At 37.7% G+C, this 22,888-nt stretch carries 20 protein-coding genes; 5 read left to right on the top strand and 15 right to left on the bottom strand.

Translation table 11 applies throughout. The features are described from left to right. Nucleotides 1-19 precede the first annotated feature (19 nt). From DKG77_RS06090 to DKG77_RS06080, 3 genes are read right to left on the bottom strand one after another with little or no spacing between them, the layout of a single operon-like run. A complete protein-coding gene (locus DKG77_RS06090; RefSeq protein WP_109661156.1) occupies nt 20-1,000 on the bottom strand; it encodes an MlaD family protein in 981 nt (326 codons plus the stop codon). Between the two features lie 4 nt (nt 1,001-1,004). Then, nucleotides 1,005-1,787, bottom strand: a complete 783-nt coding sequence (locus DKG77_RS06085) for an ABC transporter ATP-binding protein (RefSeq protein WP_109661154.1) — start codon at nt 1,785-1,787, stop codon at nt 1,005-1,007. Further along, complete coding sequence (locus DKG77_RS06080) at nt 1,787-2,569, bottom strand: MlaE family ABC transporter permease (RefSeq protein WP_109661152.1); 783 nt, start codon at nt 2,567-2,569, stop codon at nt 1,787-1,789. The genes DKG77_RS06085 and DKG77_RS06080 overlap by 1 nt, the downstream gene beginning before the upstream one ends. A 150-nt stretch (nt 2,570-2,719) precedes the next feature. Between DKG77_RS06080 and DKG77_RS06075 the strand changes: the two genes are divergently transcribed. From DKG77_RS06075 to DKG77_RS06060, 4 genes are all read left to right on the top strand, one after another. Next, nucleotides 2,720-3,106, top strand: coding sequence for a hypothetical protein (locus DKG77_RS06075; RefSeq protein WP_109661150.1), 387 nt, complete (start codon nt 2,720-2,722; stop codon nt 3,104-3,106). A 50-nt stretch (nt 3,107-3,156) separates the two neighbouring features. After that, nucleotides 3,157-4,071, top strand: a complete 915-nt coding sequence (locus tag DKG77_RS06070; protein ID WP_109661148.1) for a L,D-transpeptidase — start codon at nt 3,157-3,159, stop codon at nt 4,069-4,071. A gap of 68 nt (nt 4,072-4,139) precedes the next feature. Beyond that, entirely contained in the window at nt 4,140-4,913 is a 774-nt protein-coding gene (locus tag DKG77_RS06065; RefSeq protein ID WP_109661147.1) for a patatin-like phospholipase family protein, read from the top strand. A 113-nt stretch (nt 4,914-5,026) separates the two neighbouring features. Beyond that, the gene (locus DKG77_RS06060; RefSeq protein WP_109661144.1) at nt 5,027-6,106 is read left to right on the top strand and encodes an adenylate/guanylate cyclase domain-containing protein; all 1,080 of its coding nucleotides are present in this window, start codon (nt 5,027-5,029) and stop codon (nt 6,104-6,106) included. A 62-nt stretch (nt 6,107-6,168) separates the two neighbouring features. On the opposite strand, the gene DKG77_RS06055 is transcribed toward DKG77_RS06060, so the two are convergent. The 7 genes from DKG77_RS06055 to DKG77_RS06025 form a co-directional block, all read right to left on the bottom strand. After that, entirely contained in the window at nt 6,169-7,500 is a 1,332-nt protein-coding gene (locus tag DKG77_RS06055) for an MFS transporter (RefSeq protein ID WP_109661142.1), read from the bottom strand. A gap of 39 nt (nt 7,501-7,539) precedes the next feature. Further along, a complete protein-coding gene (locus DKG77_RS06050) occupies nt 7,540-7,722 on the bottom strand; it encodes a CPXCG motif-containing cysteine-rich protein (RefSeq protein ID WP_109661140.1) in 183 nt (60 codons plus the stop codon). Nucleotides 7,723-7,729: 7 nt separating this feature from the next. Further along, on the bottom strand, nt 7,730-9,055 hold the full coding sequence (locus tag DKG77_RS06045; protein ID WP_417935466.1) for a TolC family protein: 1,326 nt from the start codon (nt 9,053-9,055) through the stop codon (nt 7,730-7,732). Then, nucleotides 9,055-12,342, bottom strand: a complete 3,288-nt coding sequence (locus DKG77_RS06040) for an efflux RND transporter permease subunit (protein ID WP_109661135.1) — start codon at nt 12,340-12,342, stop codon at nt 9,055-9,057. Before DKG77_RS06040 ends, DKG77_RS06045 begins: the two co-directional genes overlap by 1 nt. After that, entirely contained in the window at nt 12,339-13,475 is a 1,137-nt protein-coding gene (locus DKG77_RS06035) for an efflux RND transporter periplasmic adaptor subunit (RefSeq protein ID WP_109661134.1), read from the bottom strand. Before DKG77_RS06035 ends, DKG77_RS06040 begins: the two co-directional genes overlap by 4 nt. A 156-nt stretch (nt 13,476-13,631) precedes the next feature. Further along, complete coding sequence (locus tag DKG77_RS06030) at nt 13,632-14,519, bottom strand: leucine-rich repeat domain-containing protein (RefSeq protein ID WP_109661132.1); 888 nt, start codon at nt 14,517-14,519, stop codon at nt 13,632-13,634. 135 nt (nt 14,520-14,654) lie between these two features. Then, on the bottom strand, nt 14,655-16,565 hold the full coding sequence (locus DKG77_RS06025; protein WP_109661130.1) for an ABC-F family ATP-binding cassette domain-containing protein: 1,911 nt from the start codon (nt 16,563-16,565) through the stop codon (nt 14,655-14,657). 65 nt (nt 16,566-16,630) lie between these two features. Between DKG77_RS06025 and DKG77_RS06020 the strand changes: the two genes are divergently transcribed. Continuing rightward, nucleotides 16,631-17,023: a DUF983 domain-containing protein gene (locus DKG77_RS06020; RefSeq protein WP_109661477.1), complete on the top strand. Its 393-nt coding sequence runs from the start codon at nt 16,631-16,633 to the stop codon at nt 17,021-17,023. On the opposite strand, the gene DKG77_RS06015 is transcribed toward DKG77_RS06020, so the two are convergent. The 5 genes from DKG77_RS06015 to porK form a co-directional block, all read right to left on the bottom strand. Continuing rightward, on the bottom strand, nt 17,011-18,066 hold the full coding sequence (locus DKG77_RS06015; RefSeq protein ID WP_109661128.1) for an NAD(P)/FAD-dependent oxidoreductase: 1,056 nt from the start codon (nt 18,064-18,066) through the stop codon (nt 17,011-17,013). The genes DKG77_RS06020 and DKG77_RS06015 overlap by 13 nt on opposite strands. A 130-nt stretch (nt 18,067-18,196) precedes the next feature. Further along, nucleotides 18,197-19,099: a type IX secretion system ring subunit PorN/GldN gene (gene porN / locus DKG77_RS06010; protein WP_109661126.1), complete on the bottom strand. Its 903-nt coding sequence runs from the start codon at nt 19,097-19,099 to the stop codon at nt 18,197-18,199. A gap of 21 nt (nt 19,100-19,120) precedes the next feature. Continuing rightward, nucleotides 19,121-20,689 (bottom strand): type IX secretion system motor protein PorM/GldM, encoded by a 1,569-nt coding sequence (gene porM / locus DKG77_RS06005; RefSeq protein WP_109661124.1) that lies wholly within the window; start codon nt 20,687-20,689, stop codon nt 19,121-19,123. 63 nt (nt 20,690-20,752) lie between these two features. Next, the gene (porL, locus tag DKG77_RS06000; RefSeq protein ID WP_109661121.1) at nt 20,753-21,403 is read right to left on the bottom strand and encodes a type IX secretion system motor protein PorL/GldL; all 651 of its coding nucleotides are present in this window, start codon (nt 21,401-21,403) and stop codon (nt 20,753-20,755) included. An 80-nt stretch (nt 21,404-21,483) separates the two neighbouring features. After that, nucleotides 21,484-22,863 carry a T9SS ring complex lipoprotein PorK/GldK gene (gene porK / locus DKG77_RS05995; RefSeq protein WP_109661120.1) on the bottom strand — a complete coding sequence of 460 codons (1,380 nt, stop codon included), beginning with the start codon at nt 22,861-22,863 and terminating at the stop codon, nt 21,484-21,486. Between the last annotated feature and the right edge of the window lie 25 nt (nt 22,864-22,888).

Genomic DNA, 22,888 nt, shown 5'->3' with positions numbered 1-22,888 from the left:
GTGCCCGTTCAGATAGGAATTAATCATTTTTGGTTTTTGCTTCCTCTTTTTTTAGTTTTTTAAAATACCTTCTTGTAAGAAAATTGTGTTTTAAGGCTTCCATGTTTTCATTAAAACGTTTGGTACCTTCCTCAATGTTTTTCATAGTGCTTTCCAATTGATTAACCAAAATGGTATCTGTTGCTAAGTAATTAACAGTTCCTTTTCCCTTGGAAAGATTTAAAGAAAGGCTATCCAATGAATTGGAAATTGAGGCAATCTTGTTGCTAGACAACTCCAAGTTCGTCATTATTGTTTTCATTTGTTGTCCAGAAAGAGAATCACTTATCAAGACATTGGCAACACTTTCCTCAAAATTGATATGTGTAATTATTTCATTCAACTCTTTTAGTGCTGTGTTGGCTTCGGAGCTCATGTTTTTTAGGTTTACAACGGTCTGGTGCAAATCTTTTGACATTATAGTATCGTTGAGCAATCTACCCAAAGTACCTTTCCCGTTTTTAAGAGATTCCGTTACTTGGAGCAAGTCGGCTGTTAAGAGTGCGGCATTTTCATTGGTTACATTTAGGGTGCTCAGCATGTCCTCGGCACCAATTCTACTATACGATTCAATTTCATCCCCTGATGCGATTGGAAGCCCAATCCCTTTACCGGGAACAATATTGACTATCATACTCCCCACAAGGCCATCCGAACCTATCGTTGCGATTGCATTCTTGCGAATATGTTGTAACATTTTCTCTTGAATGATCATATTGACGACTATTGTCGTATCGTTAAACATTTTTATCCCATTTACAGTACCAATGTCTATACCTGAATAACGAACATTGTTACCTTTTTGTAATCCGTTCACATTCTTGAAAACTGCATTGATATTGAATGTACTGCCAAAGAGGTTTTGTCTATTGCCAATAAGATAAGCCCCAAGAACCAATAAAATGGTCCCTAGGATAACAAAGACCCCCAATCTTATTTTTTCCACTGTTGTTTTTTCCATTTTATTATTTTTTGAAAAATGCCTGTACTTTGGCATCTTTTGACTTTATAAGTTCATGATAGCTGCCTTCGGCATAGTTAACACCGTCCACAAGCAGAATAATACGTTCTGAAATTACCCTCGCACAGTCCACATCGTGCGTAATGATCAACGAAGATGTACCGTATTTTTTTTGGATGCTCCGCATTAACTCTATGATTTCTTTAGAAGTTATTGGGTCCAAACCGCTGGTAGGTTCATCATAAAAGATGATTTTTGGTCGCAATATGATTGCTCGGGCCAAGGCCACCCTTCTTTTCATACCGCCTGAAAGTTCTGCGGGCATTAGTTCCATAGTGTGTTCTAAACCCACACTTTCTAGGGCTTCCATAACAAAGGGAGTTGTATCCTCGATATCTCCCAACTTCTTTCTATGTCTTCTCATAGGAAATTCTAGGTTTTCCCTTACGGTCATGGAGTCATATAAAGCGCTCCCTTGAAAAAGAAACCCAATATCCGCTCTTAATACATCTAACGACTCTTGGTCCAAAGTGGAAATATCATGCTCCATAACTGAGACATAACCCTTATCCGGCTCCATCAAACCCACAAGACATTTGATCATTACGGACTTTCCTGAACCCGATTTTCCCATAACCACCAAATTTTCGCCCTCATAAAGTTTCATGTTGAATCCGTTGAGCACATGGTTTTCTCCAAAGCTTTTGTAAAGTCCCTTAATATCTATAATGACTTTCTTTTCTTTGACTGACTCAGGGCCAACTGCTATTTCTTTTTCCATTATCATTACAATTCATAAAAAATATCCGATATAAAGACAGCTACAAAGTCAATAACAAAAAGAAGCATGGAAGTAAAAACAACCGCTGTATTTGCTGCCGTACCTACTCCTGCAGTTCCCTTTTTGCTATAATATCCTTTATAACATCCCACTAAACCAATGGCAAATCCAAAAAAGAAAGATTTTATGGTCGCAGGGATTAAATCCCCATAAGACAGTGCATCAAAAACAGTGTTAAAATAAAGTTGAAAGGAGACATTGCCTTTAAAGTTCTCTACCAGCGCCGATCCGTAAAGGGCAACTGCATCACCTAAAATCACCAAAAGTGGCAACATTAATGTAGTTGCCATGATTCTGGTAACAACTAAATATTTAAAAGGATTGGTACCAGAAACCTCCATAGCATCTATTTGCTCCGTTACTCTCATTGACCCGAGTTCTGCACCAATTCCGGATGCTATGCGTCCGGCACATACCAAGGCAGTAATTACAGGGCCCAACTCTCGTACAATAGATATTCCAACCATATTGGGCATCCACGAAACTGCACCAAATTCAATAAGGGTGGGTCTAGATTGCAAGGTGAGTACCAGTCCAATAATAAACCCAGTGACCAGCACCAACACAAGAGAGCGATTGCCCATATTATAGCACTGCCTTAAAAATTCCTTAAACTCAAAGGGAGGTCTAATACCTACCTTAAAAAAGCGTCCCGCAAAATAGGATAGCTCTCCAATTTCGATAAAAAACTTCCTCATTTGCAAAGCTGCTTTTGGTATATGTCCCATGCTTCTCGCTTTTAAAGAAATGATTTACTGCCAAATGTAAAGCTTGAGTTGAATTTTAAGAATGACCAATATCATGACTATACTGATCTAGGTCATTTACCTGAAACGACCTAATAACTACCTTGGATATCAACAAATAAGGTAAAAATAATGGAAACAAAACCTATATATAATTCAGATCTACATTTTGAACATCAGCAGTGGAACAAGGAACTTGCTTTTTGGAAAGACGAGCTCAAATCTTTCCAAAACAGGCTAGATGAATTGGTCATAAGATGGACAGATCACCAAGTGCTGGCAAAGTTGGATCAATTTCAAAATCATTTTAATATCCATAAAAACAAAATAGATGAGTTTAAAGAGAACATTCACGCGCACGAACTCAATATCTCAAAACATTTTGAGGCTAACGAGAACGCAATAGATCGAGTACATTTTAAACAACATTCGAAATTTAGGGAACAAATCGAAACTCAACGTGATATTTACAATGATTTAAAAAAGCGGTTTTTCAAGTTTCTGTCTAAATATATGTGACCATCGATTTTTACAGATCTAAGGTTTAAACAATTAAACTTTTAATTTCCATGAGATTACCGCTCTTTATCCTGTTTGTTCTTATGTATTCCCATAGTGCCATATGTGCCTCTTCTCAACGCTTAGAACAGAGGGCCAAAACCGATTCAATCGGAAGAAGTTCCGTTTCCACGACAGTTCTTGTGCCAAAGGATGTAAAAGTAGAGGACTACTTTGAGTTTTTGGATTCTTTGGTGATCAAGTATGATTCTCTGGTCAACTATAAGCTTACCGAACATATCTTGGTAAGGTTAAATCCATCTATTATAGATACATTGGCCAATACGGATTACTATAAAATGATCAAAAAGGATTCTTTTGTATATGACCAAAAGAAATTGATGGTTTTAAAAAAAGGGCAATCCTTAAAGATTCCAGACTCCACCGAAGCTTCATCATTGCTCAATTCTTTTAAAAATACGGTGATAGACATTAATATTCCAGAATTCAAACTTAGGATTTATCAAGATTCCACCCTTCTGTATCTATTTCCGATTAGAGTTGGCCAAAACCAAAGTAAATACTTGGCAATGGGAGACCGTATAACCAATCTGAGAACTATTCATGGGTTAGGTGAAATTGTTCGTCATGTAAGAAATCCAGCCTACTATAATCCTTCAGATGGAAAAAGGTTTTATCTCACCAAAAGAGATGACGAAAGAATAACGCTCATGCCCCTTATACCATGGATTGAAACAGAAATTAATGGTATTAGGAATGGACAGATGATACATCCTACCACTAATCCAATTACCTTGGGCAAAGCGTATTCCAATGGTTGTATAGGTACAAAGGAAGGTGATGCATGGTTTATATACTATTATGCCCCAGTAGGCACAAAAGTGCACATACGATATGATACAAAAACCATCGATGAAAAAGGAAATGAGATATTACTAGACGACGTTTATGGATATTTTAAATGAACCCCGGCTGTGTGTCATATTAACAGCCAGGTCTGCCATATTATAGATTAATATTGAATAATATTGAAATGGAAAACAGGGCAATAGGTTTGGTACTTTCAGGTGGAGGTTACAGGGGAGCTGCCCAAGCAGGAGCCATTAAGGCGTTTGAGGAATTCAGTATTTTCCCAGATAGTATTTCAGGTTCTAGCGCAGGGGCATTGGTAGGAGCCCTTTATGCTGCTGATTACTCACCTATTGATATTTTAGGTTTTTTTAAAAAAATAAAACTTTTTGGCTTTTCAAGATATGCGCTTAGAAAACCAGGATTGATCAATACAGCATCCTTCAAAGATATTTTAATGGAGTACTTGCCTCATGACTCTTTCGACGGCTTGAGCAAAAAATTGTACGTAACCGCTACTAATCTGGTAAAAGGAAGGGCAGAAGTCTTTGAAAATGGAAGTTTAACCCTATCCATTTTGGCTTCAGTATCTTTTCCAGGTATTTTTACGCCTGTCACCATTGGAGAAGGGCTTTATGCCGATGGTGGCGTCATGGATAACTTTCCAGTAAAACCATTAAATGGGTGTCATCAAATTTATGGTGTTGAAGTAAGCCCGGTAACAACGGTAAACATTAAAAAATTCAAATCGGTATACCAGGTAATTAACCGAGCTTTTCATTTGAGGTTACATCAAGATTCAGAAGCTAAATTTCACCATTGCAAATTGGTCGTTCAACCAGAAGAACTGTCACAATACAACATTTTCAATTCAAATCATCTTGAAGATTTCTTCAATCTGGGCTATACTTGTGCAATACATGAGTTAAAGAAAGAATCAACAGAGTATCCGGTTTAGCCAAATATCCATAACCCAATCCCCTTTGCCGCTATTCTCAATAATTTTTGTTCTTACTTCATAAAGTGTCCTAAATAAGGTAAATTACAAGGACAATATTTTAATGAAATTCCGTGAACAGAAACCTTCAACATTTTTTCAACGTACTTTGGAAGTCTCTTTTATTTTGGTCATTAGCGATGGGGTTATTTGGGGTGTTCCGATATTTTGGCATACGCGATGACGAAGGATTTTCAGTAACAGGAGACTTTGCTCAATTGCACACGTCAACCATAGTTCTACATCATGTTTTTACAGGTCTTGCCATTGGATTTTTATATGCCACCATCGATTTTATTTTTGAAAGATTTGGTTCAAAGAAAGTATCCCTTGGGCTTAGTTTAATAATTAAAACAATTACATATTTTATTTCCACTATCCTTGTTTTCACCCTTGTATTGGAAATTTTTTCCGAACTTGGCCAGATTAACATTAACAATGAAATAGGCTGGTGGCGAACCAATAAAACTTTTTGGGCAATTCTGCTTTATGTGGTCCTATTATCTTTGGTTTTTGCGTTCATCAAGATTGCTGTTGAAAAATTTGGGAAGGGTGTTTTTCTAAAAATGCTGCTCGGGAAATACAAGAACCCAAAGGAAGAAAAACGAATATTTATGTTCCTAGACTTAAAAGATTCGACAACAATAGCTGAACAATTGGGACATTTTAAGTACAGTCAACTCATTCAAGATTGTTTTTATGACCTCAACAACGTAGTTCCAAAATATGATGCAGAAATTTATCAATATGTAGGGGATGAAGCCGTATTGTCTTGGCCTTATAAAAAAGGATTGGCAAACAACAACTGCGTGGGCTTGTTCTTTGCCTTTCAACAACAAAAATGGGAAAAGTCTGAATACTACTTGGAAAAGTATGGAGTAATTCCCGAATTTAAGGCAGGGCTCCATGGGGGTGTCTTAATGGTTGCCGAGGTAGGCATTGTAAAGAAGGAACTGGCCTACCATGGCGATGTAATCAATACCTCCGCCAGAATTCAAGGGGAATGCAACAAACACAATGTTCACATATTGATTTCTGAGGAATTATTAAAAGATTTAAAAGTAGGTGGCATTTTTTCTTCAAAGTCTTTGGGCAAAGTTCTGCTAAAAGGAAAGCATAAAGAGGTTAAAATCCATACCATTCAAATGACATGATAATCCCAAATACTAAATTGCCTAAAATTTTCTTGCCGAGGCTTGCAATATTTTTTTAAGCGCTAAGTGGTTAGCTGCACCTGTTTTCGCCCCTGGACAAAATTGAAACCCATCAATACTGTGATAATCAAAAAGATTATTCCGCCAATAGCAAAAACTGTAGTTGATAAAAATTCAAACAAAACACCCCCTAAAATAAGACCAAACATACTAGCAATACTCCCCATGCTATTGCCATATCCTTGTATGGCCCCTTGCATGTTAGAGTTTCCTGTTTTGGATAATAGCGCCATAAAACTTGGCCACATTAAACCATTGCCAATAGATAACAGGGTGTTGGCCAAATAAATGATCATTAAACTTTGAAAAGACAAAAGTAAAAAGGATGAAGCTAAAATGAACGACCCAATAAGTATCAACCTTTCGTTGGTCACTTTTCCTTGCAATCTTGTTAAAACCGGGCCTTGAACCACAACCATAATTAAACTGGAATACGCAAGAAAAATACCCAGTTCCGTGGATGACCATTCCAAAATAGTATTGGCATATATTGGGAGCCCTGCATAAAAGAGACTAAAGCCCAAAAAAGTTAGAAAATAGACTATATACAAGAGTGGAATACCGGGTTCTTTCAATATCCTCTTAAATCCTGTTTTTTCGGGATTGGCCTGTATTTCCCCTTCTTGATAACAGTTCTTATGCTCTACTTGAAAAAATCTGCGTAAAGCCCTTAACCGCACTTTTCCAGTGTTTACAACGCAAGGCACACTCTCTTTTAACTGGGTATTTATTACAAAAATTGCTATGAGGGAAATCAGTGCCGCCAAAATCAGTGGCAATACTTCTCCAAGTACCGTAGAAGCCAAAACCCCAGCAAAAGCTGGTCCCAATACAAACCCTAAACTTGTAGAGGCACCCATCTTTCCAAAATTTGAGTTTCTATCCTCATCAGTGGAAATATCGGATAAATATGCATTGGCGACGGATACATTGCCGCCGGTAAAACCATCAAAAACTCGAGCTAAAAAAATAATCGCCAAAGGCAGGGTCATGATGTAACCGCCTGTAAACGTTGTGTTTTGAGACCAAAGTTCTGTTTTAGGAAGGATAAAGGCCAACAAAAATAGCGTCCATGCAATGAATGTTCCCAGCTGACTGACAACCAACACTTTTTTTCTTCCAATCTTATCTGAAAGCCTTCCCAATATAGGAGCGCCAATGAATTGAAAGAAGGGATATGTAGCTCCCAAAATCCCATAGATAAAACCATTTCCTCCCATATCCGTCACTATAAAAATGAGAATAGGAATTACAATACTATACCCCAGAATACCAATAAAATTTACAAGTAAAATCGGGAAAATCTTAGGTGCTATAAGCTTTGAAAGCTTCATAAATGAAATAGGAATAGGTTGTATTTAAAGGTAAACAAATTATTGCCCCAATTCCCTAGCTTCAAAATGTATCAATTCCTGGTTTTCAAAAGCCGTATTTGCTTCAATAGGATTACAGCATACCTCGCAGTCTTCAACATAGTTCTGGCGTGATACCGAGGTATCCAAAAGAAAAGAAATCTCTTCCCAACAATATGGGCATTGAAAAAAATGTTCGAACATATTTCAACTAAAAATCCACATTCAGCAATTGACCACTTATTTGGAGCATTTGCAGCTCGGCCAATTTAGCACTGTATTTGGCTTGACTTTGCGCTAACTCTGCATTCAATAAATTCAATTGTGCCTGCCTAAATTCTATAGAGGTGACCTGTCCCAATTTATAGCGTTCATCCGTCCGGTTGAAGTTGTTTTGATTGGTCTGTAAATTCTTTTCTTGTACTTCCAGTACATATAGCGCATTTGTATAACTGTCCCATGCATTTCGAATATCACGCTCCACTTCCAGCTCTATTTGTTTCTTGAGCAATTCTTGATTTTCATAACCAATTTTCACATTCTTGATGCCGGTAATACCTCTACCTCCATCAAAAAGATTCCATGAAAGATTTACAGCACCCGTAACACCAGTTGATGTATTTTGGATTAAAAATGCAAGTGGACTATTGTTGCTTGATTCATTCCAACCGTAAGTACCCGTTAAACCAATTGTAGGTAGAAAAACACTTTTTGCTGCTTTTACATTGTACATGGTAATGTTCATGTCCTTTTCCACCAATTGAAGTCGGATATTGTTTGATTTGGCCTCATTGTGCATATTTTCCATTTGAAGACCTGGCACAAAATTAACCGTGGTATCTGCAAGAAACTGAGAAGAAAGATCTTGATTCAACACAAGGTTTAGGTCACGCATTGTATTCCTCAATTGTTGTCTGGAGTTCAAAAGATTGATGCTATCCGTATTAATATCCACTTCAGCATTCAATACATCCAACCCTGTGTTCTGTCCGTATTCAAATTGATATCGCGCTCGTTTTAACCTGTCTTTTGAAATTCCCAAGGCCTGTTCCAAGTTTTTAGTGTTCTCTGTTAAGCGAGCCGCTTCATAATACACGGCAAAGAGCTGCAAAATGGTATTCTCAATAGTCTGCCTTACTTCTAATTCCGATTGCTGAGAACGCTCTTTAAAACTCTTATAGCTGTAGTACCTGTTTAATCCATCAAATAAGGTATAGTTTACATCTACAGAAGCATTGTAGCGTCTTGTTTCTGCTCCATCCGCTGTACGCGTATCTCCACTTGCAAGCTGACCTTCAGTGTTTTGCTTATCAATACTTCCACCTGCATTGGCGGTAACCGTGGGCAAATATCCAGAGTTTAAGATACCGGCATTGTTATCATCAATTTTTTGTGTGTTTCGCGCAACTTGAATGCCCAGATTATTCTCCAATGTTAAATCGATGGCCTCTTCTTTGGAAAGTACTCTCTCTTGAGCTTCTGCTGTACTTATAAAAACAAATAAAAAAAGAGGTAATGCCGAAAATATACTTTTAATCATGTTGTTCCTTCTAAAACTTTTGGAGTGTCTTCTTTAGGTTCTGTATGGTTTATACTTCCATTGAGTTGTGGCATTCCTTCTTCCAGCATATGTTGTTCTTCATTCTGTTCCTTAATTGCCCGCTCTACTTCTTCTTTTGATACCATTTCGCCTGTCCATAATCTTTTGGCAAGGACTTTTACATTATTCCCAAATGAAAGAAACAAAGGTAACATCAACAATGTAAGTACAGTGGCAAAACCAATTCCATAGGCAATGGCAATGGCCATTGGCTTAAGAAATTGAGCTTGCCTACTCTTTTCCAATAATAGAGGTGCCAAACCAGCTATTGTAGTAACAGATGTTAGGAATATTGCCCTAAACCTTGAGCGCCCAGCTTCATAAAGTGCTTCATTAAAATTAAGTCCATTCCGCAGATTGATATTGAACTTTCCCATTAACACAAGACCGTCGTTGACCATGATACCTATCAATGCAATAATTCCAAGCATGGAGAGAATATTGATGGGAAAACCATGTATCCAATGTCCCCAAGCAACAGCTGTTAAACTAAATGGCACCAAAAGTATAAGCAATAATGGTTGACTAAAGCTTCTGAAGGTAAATGCTATGGTCACAAAAATGAGGAAGAGCACCGTTAGACCAACGAACGTCAGTGAATCAAGCAGTTTATTTGCTTCCCTGTTCTGACCTTCATATGAAGGAGTAATGGAAGGATATTTGGATAGGATATCTGGCATAACCTCTGTTCGCACCCATGTCATGGCATCTGTCCCACTTGTTGTTTGCAAATCCTTAATATCTGATGAAACTTGAATTTCTCTTTGACCATCCAGATGGTTTATGGCTACATCTCCCCTTTCAATTGAGTAGGTGGCTATTTCCGATAAAGGAATTCTTTCTCCACTGGGAGCCACAATCCGCATGTCATCCAAATCTGCAATAGAAGATCTATTTTCTCGATCATAGCGTACCCAAACACGAATCTCATCCTGTCCTCTCTGAAAGCGCTGTGCTTGAGCACCAAAAAAGCCTGCTCTTACCTGATTCATTACAGTACGTAGGTCCAAGCCCAATAAATATGCATTTTCCTTGAGCTCTAATCTTATTTCTTTAATTCCTGCAGGATCATTATCAGCCACATCTTTTAAAAGTGAATTATTCAATAAGGCCGTTTTTAGTTCAGATTTTGCCGCCTTTAGTTCTTGAATATTATTTCCTAAGAGCGAAACTGAAACTGGATCGCCTCCAAAATTACCTCCTGATCCATAAATAAGGCTTTCTGCTCCAATAACTGGCCCAACTAATTCCCTTAGTCTACTGGTTACCATATCTGCCCTAATTGCATCTGGACGCTCCTCTCCTGGAAGTAGATTGATTACCAAAGTAGCGGAAGAAGAGCCAGGGCCAACATTTTTTAGCATGTTTTCAAAAAGCATCTTATCAGTACCTAGCAAATATTTATCTGTAAGCTCTTCGTTTACTATTTGCGCTTTATCCTGGATCATGCTAATTATTGAATCGGTAACCTTCTCATTGGCACCATTGGGCATTAACAACTCCACCGCTATCCTATCGCTTGCAATTCTCGGGAAGAACGAAGTTCTAATAATACCTCCTCCAATAGACCCAAAGGTTAAAGTCAGTGCCATAAAGAATATTGCAAAAGTCAATAGTTTGTAATCCAAGGCAAAACGTAAAGCCGGGCTATACATTTTATCACGCATCCACACCATTGCATCATCTCCTAATTTGTTTATGATACGAAGTTTGGAAAACACTTTTGCTATACCTGTTTTAGGGCCTTTCTTTTGTGGTTGAAGGGCTTTTGAATGCGCTAAATGAGCAGGTAGGATAATCAGTGCCTCTACCAGTGAAACGACCAAGGTCAGAATTACAATTACGGAAACCTCACTAAAGAAATCACCCACTCGACCATCCAAAAACAAGAAAATGGAAAAGGCCAGTATGGTGGTTATAATTGCAGAAAGGATGGGTGGAATAACTTCCATAGTCCCATCTATAGCTGCTTGGACAGGGGTCTTTCCCTTTTCATGATGCTGATAAATGTTTTCTGCTATTACAATACCATCATCCACAAGGATACCAATTACGATAATCATCCCAAACAGGGACAATACGTTGATTGTTACATTAAGCATTGGTGCAAAAACAAACATTCCCAAAAACGCAATCGGTAAACCAAAGGCTACCCAAAAGGCCAATCTGGTATTTAAAAATAAAGAGAGGAAAACGAGTACCAAAATCATTCCTATAATGGCATTCTCAGTAAGCAAATCTGTTCGTTGCGTCAAGGTTTTGGATAAATCTCGAACAACATCCAATTGAACATTGGTGTATTTCTGATTGAAATCTGCAATGTATTCCTTTACTTTTTCTGCGGAGCCTATTAAATCTTCCGTATTTGTACTTGTTACCGTAACATTAACGGATAAATCCCCATTGTAATAAGCTGCATTGGGTGTTTCTGAAAAACGATCCCTAATAATTGCAACATCCTTTAACCGTATGGCACGGCCTGATGCATCTGCGCGCACCACAACATTTGAAAGCTCGTCTCCATAATAAGAGCGGTTATTTGCCCTAATCAAATATTCCTCTGTGTTTGTCTTAATATTACCACCTGTAACCAAAATATTAGCATTGGATACCGCTTGCGCAACTTCATTAAAAGACAGGTTATATGCAAGCAGTCTATTTTCATCCACCGCTATTTCAATCTCTTCATCTGGATAACCAGAAATCGTAATTTGAGAAATGCCGTCAATAGCCCTTAAATCGTTCTCTATTTGCCTTCCTATTTGCTTTAAGGTTTTCAATGAAATGTTTTGTCCACTAACTGCAAAACTTATAGTAGGCCTAACCGGCTCCAATTTTGAAACCACCAAAGGCTCCATCCCTGTTGGAAATGTGGGAACACGGTCCACGGCATTTTTGACTTCCAACAACATAAAATCAATATCCCTGCCCTTCTCTATCTCCACATTGATGGTTCCACTATTCTCTCTAGAAGTAGAGGTTACTCTTTCCACTCCCTGAAGTCCCTTGAGGTTATCCTCAATTTTTAATACGATTCCTTCTTCAACTTCTTGTGGGGATGCTCCTGGATAGGCAATAGTGATTAAAACATTTTTGGATTCTGTAAGCGGAAAAAATGAAGATTTTAATGACAATGCTCCAACAATACCGAAAATGAAAAATGCAATAATTATTACATTTACGGCAACATGGTACTTAATAAAATAAGATATTACTTTCCTCACGATTTGGCCTTTTTTGGTTTGTCCTCATCAAATACTTTAACCAGCATTCCTGCATAAGCCCCAGTCAATGCCTTGGCAATAATAACCTCACTATCGGGAACGTTTTTCAAAACCACCTTCTTATCCGTAAAGTAAACGGGGTTTACGTCAATAAGCTCTAGGATAGAGTCCCTGACCACAAAGATTTGATTGTTTTCCAATAGCAACGAACGATCTATTTCAATTGCATTTGGCTCTTCCTTGGCCTGTAAATTGGCTTCGAGATATTGGCCTTCTTTTAGGTTATCACCGCTGACCTCAATAAAAACGGTTATAGTCTGGGAGTTCTGATCAACCCTGCCATTTACCCTAGTAACCTCTCCCATATATTCCTTGGTCTTATTTAAATTGGAAAGTGCCACTTTTTTACCAACCTTTAAGAAATCTCCATAGGTTTTACTTATTGAAACTTCTAATTCATAAACTCCTATGTTGATATATTCCCCTAATTTCTGTCCTACCCTCACTAAGGTACCTTCTGTAACCAATGCATCAGTCAAGACGCCTTTAAACGGCGCGGTAATATTGTATTTGGAGAGTCGCTGCTCTAAATTTTTTACGTTGTAATAATTTGATATTATCCCTCTACCTGAAATAAAGAACTTTTCCTTTTCAGAAGTCATTTCGGGTAATTTTGGTGTTGTACCATTAAGGTCAAAACCGTTTAAGTACTCCTGCCATTTAGGGTATATTTCTGGATAGTCTAACCGCAAATCTGGCATTATTGAGGTAAGCAAATTGTACAAATTGCTTTTTGCAGATTGCACGCTGGCATAATACTCATTTGCATCTATACGAATAAGTGTTTGCCCCGCATTGTATTCTTGCCCTGTTCTGAACAATTTACTTCCAGATCTAAAAACGCCCTGCACCTCAGAAAACAGCTCTACTCTCCTCTTTGCCTTTAGATTTCCATTAGCAGGAACAACAATTGGAATGACTGTATTTTTAACGGTATCAACAAAAACGGTTTTAATAACTTTTTCTGGTTTTGGCCTTTTACTGTCTTTGCTTCCTGCAATCAATCCTGCAAAATATAAGGATCCAAAAATAATGAGTCCGCCAAAAACGGCGGAAATAATTAGCTTGCGCATGCGTAGGATGAATTAGTCTTTTGCAAAACTATTCGCTTCATTAGCGTTGTATGGTTAAATATTTCATAAATTGTTTATGGAAAACTTTGTTTTTCTAAACAAAAAAAGGGGATACACGCCTGCATCCCCAAACCAAACAAACTAAAGTATAACTAACTACTCATTCTCGTCAACATCTTCAAATTTTGTATCCGCCATTCGTGTGCGTTGCAGTTGAATTTCATTGAATTTTGGATTTAATGTTTTTTCATCAGTATCAAAAACCAAAAACTGTTTTGTATCCATCTCTCTTAGACCTTTATAAGAATTGAATCTATTGTTTTGAAGCTGAAGTATTTTTAAGCTGGCCAATTGTCCAAATTCTGAAGGAATCTCTCCGCCCAGTTGGTTGTTAGCAAGTACCAATTCTCGTAGTTCACCAAGTTTTCCCATTTCCTCTGGAATCGACCCTTCCAAATTGTTTTCAAAAAGCCCCAATGCCTCTAACTTGGTCAAATTTCCTATGGAATTGGGAATTAGTCCTTTAAGGTTGTTGCTGGATAAATTAAGTTCTCTTAAGTTCTTTAACTCTCCGAAAGTTGATGGTATTGATCCGCTTAAAAAATTATTGAACATTGAAAACACCTGAAGCTCCTGAAGTTGTCCTATTCCCAATGGCAATGAACCTTTTATTCGATTCATTTCCAAACGAAGTACTTTTAGATTTTTAAGTTTGACAATATCCTTTGGCAGAACTCCGGTTATACTGTTAAAAGCAAGGTTCAAATGGGTAAGGTATTTTAGTTTTCCAAGACTTTCTGGAAGAACACCTTCTAAATTGTTTCTGAATAGATTGATACCCACCACATGATTATCCTTGAGCTCAACACCTTTCCAGGTATGTACGGGTTTATTTAAGTCCCACGAAGCACTCCATTCTTCACCATTTGTACTAATAAAAAGGTCAATGAGCGCGCTTTTTTCCTTTTGTGAAACTTCAACACTGGAAAAGACATGGTTGGTCACAAAAAAAAGCAATAAGAAGAATGTGGTTAGTCTAGTCATAGAAAATTCAATTCATAAGAATTTACCTACAAATTACGAATAGAAGGAAAATACCTACAAATTAAATAGGTGAATCAAGAGAAATATGTTGTAAAAGAGGCGAAAAGCGTGGTGAGCGATTATTTTTAGTAGCTTCTAGCCCAATACTTCTAGTTCATTGGACAATTTTTCCCAATCCTCCATTAAGGATTCCAAAAGGTCCTTTTTTCCCTGATAGTCATCAAAAAAACCTGGGGCCGCTATGGTTGTATCATAGTCCAATAACATATTGTGATCGATTTCCGCAATATCCTTTTCCAGTTGCGAAATTTTCTTTTCCACACTACTTAGCCTATTCTTTAAGGATTTTAGTTTCTTTTGGGTTTGATAGTCATTCTCTTTGAGCTGTACCTTTTCAACTATAACTTTCTTTTCACCCTTTTCAATCTTTCTGAAATCTTCAGCCTTTCGCTGTTCCAAATAAAAATCAATGTCCCCTAAATACTCTTTGATGTTGCCATCTTTAAACTCATAAACCCGGTCTGTTAGTCCTTGAAGAAAGTCTCGGTCATGAGAAACCAAAATCAATGTTCCTTCAAAATTTTGTAATGCTTTTTTAAGAACGTTCTTGGATTTTATATCCAAATGGTTCGTGGGCTCATCCATCACCAGCACATTAAAGGGCTGCAATAGCATTTTGGCCAATGCCAAGCGGTTACGTTCCCCACCGGACAAAACCTTAACATATTTTTCCACCTCATCTCCCCGAAATAAAAAAGAGCCCAAAATATCTCTTACTTTACCGCGGTTGCTTTCATTTGCAGCATCTATCATGGTATCTAGCACCGTCTTTTTACCATCTAGATATTCGGCTTGGTTTTGAGCAAAATAACCAATCTGTACGTTGTGTCCAATCTTAAGTCCTCCTGTATAGTCCAGTTCGCCCACCATTATTTTTGCCAATGTGGTTTTTCCTTGTCCATTTTGACCAACAAAGGCTGTTTTACTGCTCCGTTCCACTAAAAGGTCAATATGTTCTAAAACTTGCTTTTCTCCATAATTCTTGGATAGATTTTCAAGTTCGGCAACTACTTTGCCCGGAGTCACAGAAACAGGAAACTTTACATTCATGGAGCTATTGTCGTCCTCATCTACTTCAATGCGATCAATCTTGTCCAATTTTTTTATTAGGGATTGGGCCATAGAGGCTTTACTGGCTTTAGCTCTAAACTTTTCGATTAGTTTTTCGGTCTGTTGTATTTGTTTCTCTTGGTTCTTTTGGGCACTTAACTGTTGTTCTTTAATTTCTTTTCTAAGTATTAGAAATTTAGAATAAGGCTTGTTGTAATCATAAATTCTCCCAAGAGAAATCTCTATGGTTCTGTTGGTTACATTATCCAAAAACATTTTATCGTGCGAAACGATTACTACAGCACCTGGGTAGTTATTGAGAAATTGCTCCAACCAAATAATGGATTCAATATCCAAATGGTTAGTAGGTTCATCCAAAAGCAGAACATCGTTGCTCTGGAGCAATAGTTTTGCCAACTCAATTCGCATACGCCAACCACCAGAAAAGGTATCAGTGGCTTTGTTAAAGTCGTCTCTCTTGAAACCTAATCCCAACAAAACCTTTTCTGTCTCTCCTTGATAGTTATAACCTCCAAGAATCTCATACCGATGGGTGACGTCGGTCAAATCAATCATTAATTGATTGTAGGCATCACTTTCATAATCAGTTCTTTCTGCCAGTTCTTGATTTATCTCATCTAGTTTGACCTCTAAAGATTTAAGCTCAAAAAATGCCTGATAAGATTCTTCCAATACCGTTCTGCCTTGTTCAAAATCGATATCCTGCTTTAAAAACCCTATTTTAATATCTTTTTCCATAGCAATGGTCCCAGAGTCTGGATCCATTTCTTTAGAAAGTAGTTTTAGTAGAGTGGATTTACCGGCTCCATTTTTTCCAATTAGGCCAACCCTGTCCCCACCGTTTAACCGAAAGGCTATTTCCTCAAAAAGATATTCGCCTCCAAAAGCGACAGAAAGGTTATGAATGTTTAGCATTTTATGTGACCTGAATTACAAAACAAATGTGGGTGAATCCGTATTTTTATGCAAAATTGCTGCAAATGTTAAAAAAAGGAAACAAACTCTACAGTATTTTAACAGGAAGTTGTCCCAAATGTCATGAAGAGAGCATGTATATCAATAATAATCCATATGCTATTTCCCAGATTTTTAAGATGCATGAACGCTGTTCACATTGCGGCACCAAATATAAAATTGAACCCTCGTTCTTTTATGGTTCCATGTACGTAAGTTATGGAGTGGGTATTGCTTTTGCTGTTGCTGCTTTTGTAATAGCGTTTTTATTTATTGGGGCCTCTCTCGTAAACACCTTTATCGCCATAGTGCTTACCATGATTGTTTTTATGCCCTTTATTATCCGTTTGTCCCGAAATATCTGGATCAACTTTTTTATTAAGTATGAGCCCAAGTCCATTAAGGGTCAATTGGAGTAGTACTTTTTTGTAAACCTTTGGATATCTATTTCTGGATCAAGTGCCGTACTCTTTTCAATTTTGTTGTAAAGCCGTTTTGAAACATCTGGTGCTATAAGCACACCTCTGGAACCAAAACCATTTAATACATATAGGTTTTTACGTTCAGGGTGCTCACCCACCAATGGCCTTCTGTCCACTACAGTTGGTCTAATTCCGGCAACATGTTCAACAATTTCGAAATCGCACTTTAAAAAAGTCTTCAGTTTTTCTAAAAGTTCATTTTTGGAGTCTTCTGTAGGTAGATTGGTTTTATCTTTCCATTTATACGTTGCTCCCACTCTGTAAACATCGCCTTGAAGGGGAATAGTAAAAACCGAAGATTTAATTACATGTTTCTCTTTGTATTGTGGAGCTTTTATGGTCAACAGCTCACCTTTGGTACCATTTAGCGGTAAATAATTGAAAAAAGGATTGTTTTTAAGCCCATAGCCGCAAGCAAAAACAATTTGCCTTGCTTTAACTGTTTTATAAGAAATGTGCCCTTCAAATGTCTCTAAACAAGAAAAATCGAATGGTTCTTTAACCAAAAGTCCTTGCTTAACTAGATATTCTGAATAAAATGTAAGCAATGTCTTGGTATCTATTCGTCCTGTATGTTTTACTTCACCAAAACCAAATGGGGCATCTATACTTTTATTTTTGTTTTCTAAAATGGTGGTAGATAGGAAGTGATCAAGTCCTGGGCGGTCCGCTGCCTCAAACCAGACATTTTGTTCTTCTATAGATGCAAATCTGCGCAGCACTGGAATGGTGTAATCCAGCTTTACTCCCAATTTTTGTTCTAAGCCTTTATAAAATGGCAAGGCTAAATCCATTTGTTCCTTGGCGTTCCAAGCCATGGTGAATCTTTTTAAGATAACTGGATTATAAAGTCCACCAGCTACTAGGGAAGCCTGTTGAGAATCATCTGAAATTACCTTAAAGGATTTGCCTTCTTTTTCCAGAATTTCGCAAAATGAGATTCCGGCCAAACCAAGACCAACTATTACATAATCCAACATTTGGCAAAAGTAAACATCCTGAATTGGATTTCTTGGCTCTCTCTGAAATGGCTAATGAGGAAAAATAAAAAACGCCGCACAAAAGTGCGGCGTCTATATGAATTGAATTGGAAAATTTAATCATTAAGGCTTAGTAAGCCCACATGTCCTGCTCACGATCACGGATAACTTCCTTGATCCTTTTGGACTCCAATAACTGGAACAGTGCATTGTCGAAAACGTAATCGTCAATTTCACGATCCCCGTGGACATTGTCCTCCTTATAGATCACTGCATTAAAACGCCTTGCGTTCAACAGCATATCAAAAGTTATGGGGCGTGCAGAATTACGTTGATTATAGACCTTGGCTTCATGCAGAACCTGTCTTGCTGCCGGGTACCATACCCAGAACAACTCAACTTTGTTCTCACCTGGATCTACAGACTCATCATCCACAAAGTTTACATCTGGAGCTACTGGTGCAATACCTAGTAAGCGGTACTTCAGTTCTCCTTGACGTTTATCAAAATACCATATTCCTTTTATACGATACTCTTCAATATCAGCAGCAGTCAAATCTCTCTGGTTGATAAATTCAGGAGAAAGTTCTTCTCCTGCATTGATTTGCTCGTATCCAAGGTCCGTGGTATCCACTTTGCTCAATGTAGCGCTTAAATCCTCAAACTTTCGCTTTTCAGTAAAGTAAGAGTCCGTATATACTTCAGTCAGGTTTCCATTTTTGATGTTCTTCATCAAAACATGGTACAAAGACCTTCTGTCCGCTCCAATACCAATAGTATCGGTTGGGTAGTACAATGGAAAGTTAACACGCTCGTCTAGGTCAATTACCTCCCATATGGTTTTGGACCAAAGGATATCTCTATCATCTGTATATCCATAATCCAAGGGTGCGTCATTGTCCTGCTCTATTTGAGCTTCAGTCTTTTTCCCAATTTCTTCTGGCAGCTTGGCATTCAAAATGTTTGCCTGTGCCATTATTGAAATGGGCAGTAAGCTTAAAGCTCCAATTAAAAATGCATTTTTCCAATTCATGATTATCTGTATGTATACTTTTTAGTTTGTAAGCTCCACTACAACAGGAGAAACTTTCTTCAACTTGTAACTCTTGTTATTTGTAATGAATGCTTTGATATCGAATATCTGAACAGCTTCACCTCTTTTAGCTCTTCTCAAAGCAGATTTAGCTCTAGCATTCAATTTGTTTCCATTTACAACTATTGTAGGTTGACCTGGCACTTTAAATTTAAATCCGCTTACAGCAAGATTCAAGTCAAAATCAAAGTCTTCCAACATAGCTCCAACAGTAGATATTTCTAGGTTTTTCCTAGGCATTTTAGCACTTCCTGCTTCTCCACGAACAGTACCTCCTGGTCTTGGAATATCCTTGATACGGAATGTTGCAGGTGTACTAATCCTTTGGCCATCAGGTAAAATACCAGAAGCACTAATAGTTACTTCTCTACCTTTACCTGGGTTCATAACATACTTGCTTCCACTTCTCTTGGAAAGTCCAGGAGCAGATGCAGAAACTTTGTTATCTGGAATACCAGGAATAGATATGGTCATAGGGTTAGCAACCCCACGGTATACCACATTCATCTTATCGGCAGCGATTACCGCAGCATTAGGCTTAGAAATTGTAGCAAAAGAGTTTTTAACTTCTACAGGAATTTCTTCACCATCTTGCATAAAGTACATTGTACCCACAATATCATGGTCACCAGGGTTACCGGCACCAATCAACATTTGAACACCACCAGCTTCTAACTTGTAGTCTTTTCCTTCAGTCAGTTTTCTACCGTCCAAAGTCAACTCAGCTTTTACTGGTGTTGATGTTTTATCTGTTTTACTGATAATGATCTTACCATCGTACTTATCTCCGTTGTAGAAAGCAGATTTAGATGCAAGCAATGAAGTAGCAAAGTTTGTCAGTGAAACTTGATTTGTAAGTTCACCTTCCAACATTGATTTCAAAGCATCTTCTTCAGTTGCCTTAACATCTGCTTGTAGTGATGTCAATTTAGCCAAAGAAGCCACTAAAGGATACCCTTCATAATGATAGTTGATCCAATCTTGACGTGTACCATCTCTCTTTTCAACTTTACCATCATCTTTTTTGCCATCTCCGATAGCAAACCTTGTTTTTACGGCTTCTTTCAAAGCTGCAGGTGCAATAGCTGCTACTTGGGTACGGTAATCATTAATTCTTTTCATGAATTCTTTACCGTCCTTAGATAGGTTATCTCCTTGGAAAAGTTTCTGATCTAAATAATCAGAGTTGTCCATTCTTGCATAATCTTTGGGATCTTCAAGTTTTTCGGTCATACCTTTTTTAAGAGACTCCAAGTAATCAAAATACTCTTGGGATAAGCTTTTTATCTTTTGGGCATTTTGATATAATTCACCATATTTCTCAGCATCTTCAGACGCTTTTGTTTCAAGACTTGCTAAAAAGTTATCGTTACTTTCTGCAGTCTTTTCATTGGAAGTCTGAAGCTTTTCGTTCATTATACCGAACGCTGCAAGAACTTCCTTGCTCATATTTAAGGCCAACATCGCGATGAAGATCAAATACATAAGGTTGATCATCTTCTGACGTGGTGTTTGTTTTCCTCCTGCCATGTTTTTCTAATTAGAATTAATAATTAATTTGATCTGGGTTTGGTATATCAATCAAATCCCTAATTAGTTTTTGCTCATAGCGGTTAGCATTCCACCATATACTCCATTTAATGAAGAAAGGTTTGTTGCCAAAGATTCCATTTGATCTTTTAATGCACCAGCATTCTGTACTACTTCCTCGTTAATAGAAGCTTGTCTGCTCGCGCTTTCCAACTGTACTTTGTACAAGCTGTTCAAAGATTCCATTTGAGCAGCAGCATGAGACAATTCTTCAGAATACTTTTTAGTATGCTGAATAGCATCTGTAGTTGGAGCAATACCTTTAGCAGCGCCTTCAAAATTCTTGATGCTATCTCCTAAACTTGTGAAAAGTTCAGAATCGATATTAGCTTCTTTTAAAAGATCATCCAGTTTTCTTGAAAGAAGACCTTCTGCCTCTTTAGCTTGCTTAGCATCATTCTTGTTTCCTTTAGTTTGACCATTGTTCAATTCTGGGTAAACCAAAGACCAATCGTACTCATCATCCACTGGTTCAAATGCACTAATAGCAAAGATTAATGCTTCTGTAATAAGTCCTACTGCAAGAAGCAATCCACCGGTCAGTGGTCCAAATTCCCAGTGAAGGATTTTAAATAATGCACCAATAATTACTACTGATGCTCCAAGCCCGTAGGCCATGTTAAACAGCTTTTTTGTTGATTTTGACTGTGCCATAATTCTAGTTTTAATTAAGTTATATAAATAAGTATTTGGTTACTGGTTTATATAATGTTCTCTCGTTTAATTTATTGTAATTAGTTTGGAAGTCCTTGTCCTTTTGTAGAATCCTCTTCGCCCATATAATCTTGAACGGTACGGAAACCAATGTAGCTTCTCGCGGAATCCTGATATTCATAATCTCTGGTACTTACTTGCAAGAAGTAAGCAACATCTTTCCAAGATCCACCTCTAATCACCTTTCTCTTATTCTGCCCTGATCCAATATTTGGATTCATGGTAGACAGATATTCATAGGCGCCTTGATCAAAACTGGAACTTGTCCATTCAGATACATTACCCGCCATATTGTATAGATTATACTCGTTTGGCTCGTAAGATTTTGCTTCTACGGTGTACAATGCGGCATCTGCGGCATAATCTCCACGTTGAGGCTTAAAATTAGCCATAAAACAACCTGTATCACTAATTACATAAGGTCCTCCCCAAGGGTATGTACCTCCTTCAATACCTCCTCTAGCTGCATATTCCCATTCTGCCTCGGTAGGTAATCTAAATTGGTTAACAAACTGCTTTCCTCTACTTTTTTGGTCATCATTTTTAAACTTGGTCCTCCAAGAACAAAATGCCTTTGCTTGTTGCCAGTTTACCCCAACAACAGGATAATCGCTATAGGCATCATGCCAAAAATAGTCATTGTGCATAGGTTCGTTATAGGAGTATTCAAAATCTCGGATCCAAACAGTAGTATCTGGATAGATTTCCAATTCCTCTTTCTTGATGAAATCTTTTCTTCTACCTGTTTTTGCACGGGCAGCAGATTCAATATCCATCCAATTGTACTTGTATTTTAACTGAGTAACATCGATGGTTCTTAATCCATTGTAACTTTCCTCTTCTGGAATGTACAATGAATCCATGACCTCAGCATAGTATTCATCTGGGTATTCTGATGTATCCCATACCAAATCAACATCGGTATTCAATGCTCTTCCCTCATAACCGGTTTCACCTAAACCAGCATAGTTATCTAGCATATATTTGTCATAAACTGAGATTTTGGTCGTGTCAGTATCTTTAAAAGCATACTCTCCAATACCTTCATCTTCTGGGCTAATACCCAGTTCATCGGCAAGAATGGCCAATTTGGTTCTTGTAATGGAATCTTTTACCCACTCCACAAACTGTCGGTACTCACTATTAGTGATTTCCGTATCATCCATGTAGAAAGAACGTACGGTAACTGTTCTTGTGGGAGCGTTCAATACTTTCGCCTGATCCTCTTCAGCTTTACCCATTACAAAGGAGCCGCGGGGAATCAGTTCCATTCCGTAGGGTTTCTCTGGATACCACTTTTTTCCTTGGGCTCCAACTAGTTCACCTTTTGACTTTGATTTTGAACCGCAACTGCTAAGTAAAAAAACAAGTGCTAGAGATGAAAAGAATAGCTTTCTCATACTTTAGGTTAAATTTTCGATTTAA

Source organism: Flagellimonas aquimarina, assembly GCF_003149745.1.
Classification (GTDB): domain Bacteria; phylum Bacteroidota; class Bacteroidia; order Flavobacteriales; family Flavobacteriaceae; genus Flagellimonas; species Flagellimonas aquimarina.
The sequence above is the reverse complement of the archived record's forward strand: the minus strand, read 5'-3'. Positions and strand labels throughout refer to the sequence as shown.

What these genes read in the sequence shown, in the direction of transcription:
- DKG77_RS06090 (WP_109661156.1), bottom strand. Translation starts at nt 1,000, where the DNA reads ATGGAAAAAACAACAGTGGAAAAAATAAGATTGGGGGTCTTTGTTATC.
- DKG77_RS06085 (WP_109661154.1), bottom strand. Translation starts at nt 1,787, where the DNA reads ATGATAATGGAAAAAGAAATAGCAGTTGGCCCTGAGTCAGTCAAAGAA.
- DKG77_RS06080 (WP_109661152.1), bottom strand. Translation starts at nt 2,569, where the DNA reads ATGGGACATATACCAAAAGCAGCTTTGCAAATGAGGAAGTTTTTTATC.
- DKG77_RS06075 (WP_109661150.1), top strand. Translation starts at nt 2,720, where the DNA reads ATGGAAACAAAACCTATATATAATTCAGATCTACATTTTGAACATCAG.
- DKG77_RS06070 (WP_109661148.1), top strand. Translation starts at nt 3,157, where the DNA reads ATGAGATTACCGCTCTTTATCCTGTTTGTTCTTATGTATTCCCATAGT.
- DKG77_RS06065 (WP_109661147.1), top strand. Translation starts at nt 4,140, where the DNA reads ATGGAAAACAGGGCAATAGGTTTGGTACTTTCAGGTGGAGGTTACAGG.
- DKG77_RS06055 (WP_109661142.1), bottom strand. Translation starts at nt 7,500, where the DNA reads ATGAAGCTTTCAAAGCTTATAGCACCTAAGATTTTCCCGATTTTACTT.
- DKG77_RS06050 (WP_109661140.1), bottom strand. Translation starts at nt 7,722, where the DNA reads ATGTTCGAACATTTTTTTCAATGCCCATATTGTTGGGAAGAGATTTCT.
- DKG77_RS06035 (WP_109661134.1), bottom strand. Translation starts at nt 13,475, where the DNA reads ATGCGCAAGCTAATTATTTCCGCCGTTTTTGGCGGACTCATTATTTTT.
- DKG77_RS06030 (WP_109661132.1), bottom strand. Translation starts at nt 14,519, where the DNA reads ATGACTAGACTAACCACATTCTTCTTATTGCTTTTTTTTGTGACCAAC.
- DKG77_RS06025 (WP_109661130.1), bottom strand. Translation starts at nt 16,565, where the DNA reads ATGCTAAACATTCATAACCTTTCTGTCGCTTTTGGAGGCGAATATCTT.
- DKG77_RS06020 (WP_109661477.1), top strand. Translation starts at nt 16,631, where the DNA reads ATGTTAAAAAAAGGAAACAAACTCTACAGTATTTTAACAGGAAGTTGT.
- DKG77_RS06015 (WP_109661128.1), bottom strand. Translation starts at nt 18,066, where the DNA reads ATGTTGGATTATGTAATAGTTGGTCTTGGTTTGGCCGGAATCTCATTT.
- porN (WP_109661126.1), bottom strand. Translation starts at nt 19,099, where the DNA reads ATGAATTGGAAAAATGCATTTTTAATTGGAGCTTTAAGCTTACTGCCC.
- porM (WP_109661124.1), bottom strand. Translation starts at nt 20,689, where the DNA reads ATGGCAGGAGGAAAACAAACACCACGTCAGAAGATGATCAACCTTATG.
- porL (WP_109661121.1), bottom strand. Translation starts at nt 21,403, where the DNA reads ATGGCACAGTCAAAATCAACAAAAAAGCTGTTTAACATGGCCTACGGG.
- porK (WP_109661120.1), bottom strand. Translation starts at nt 22,863, where the DNA reads ATGAGAAAGCTATTCTTTTCATCTCTAGCACTTGTTTTTTTACTTAGC.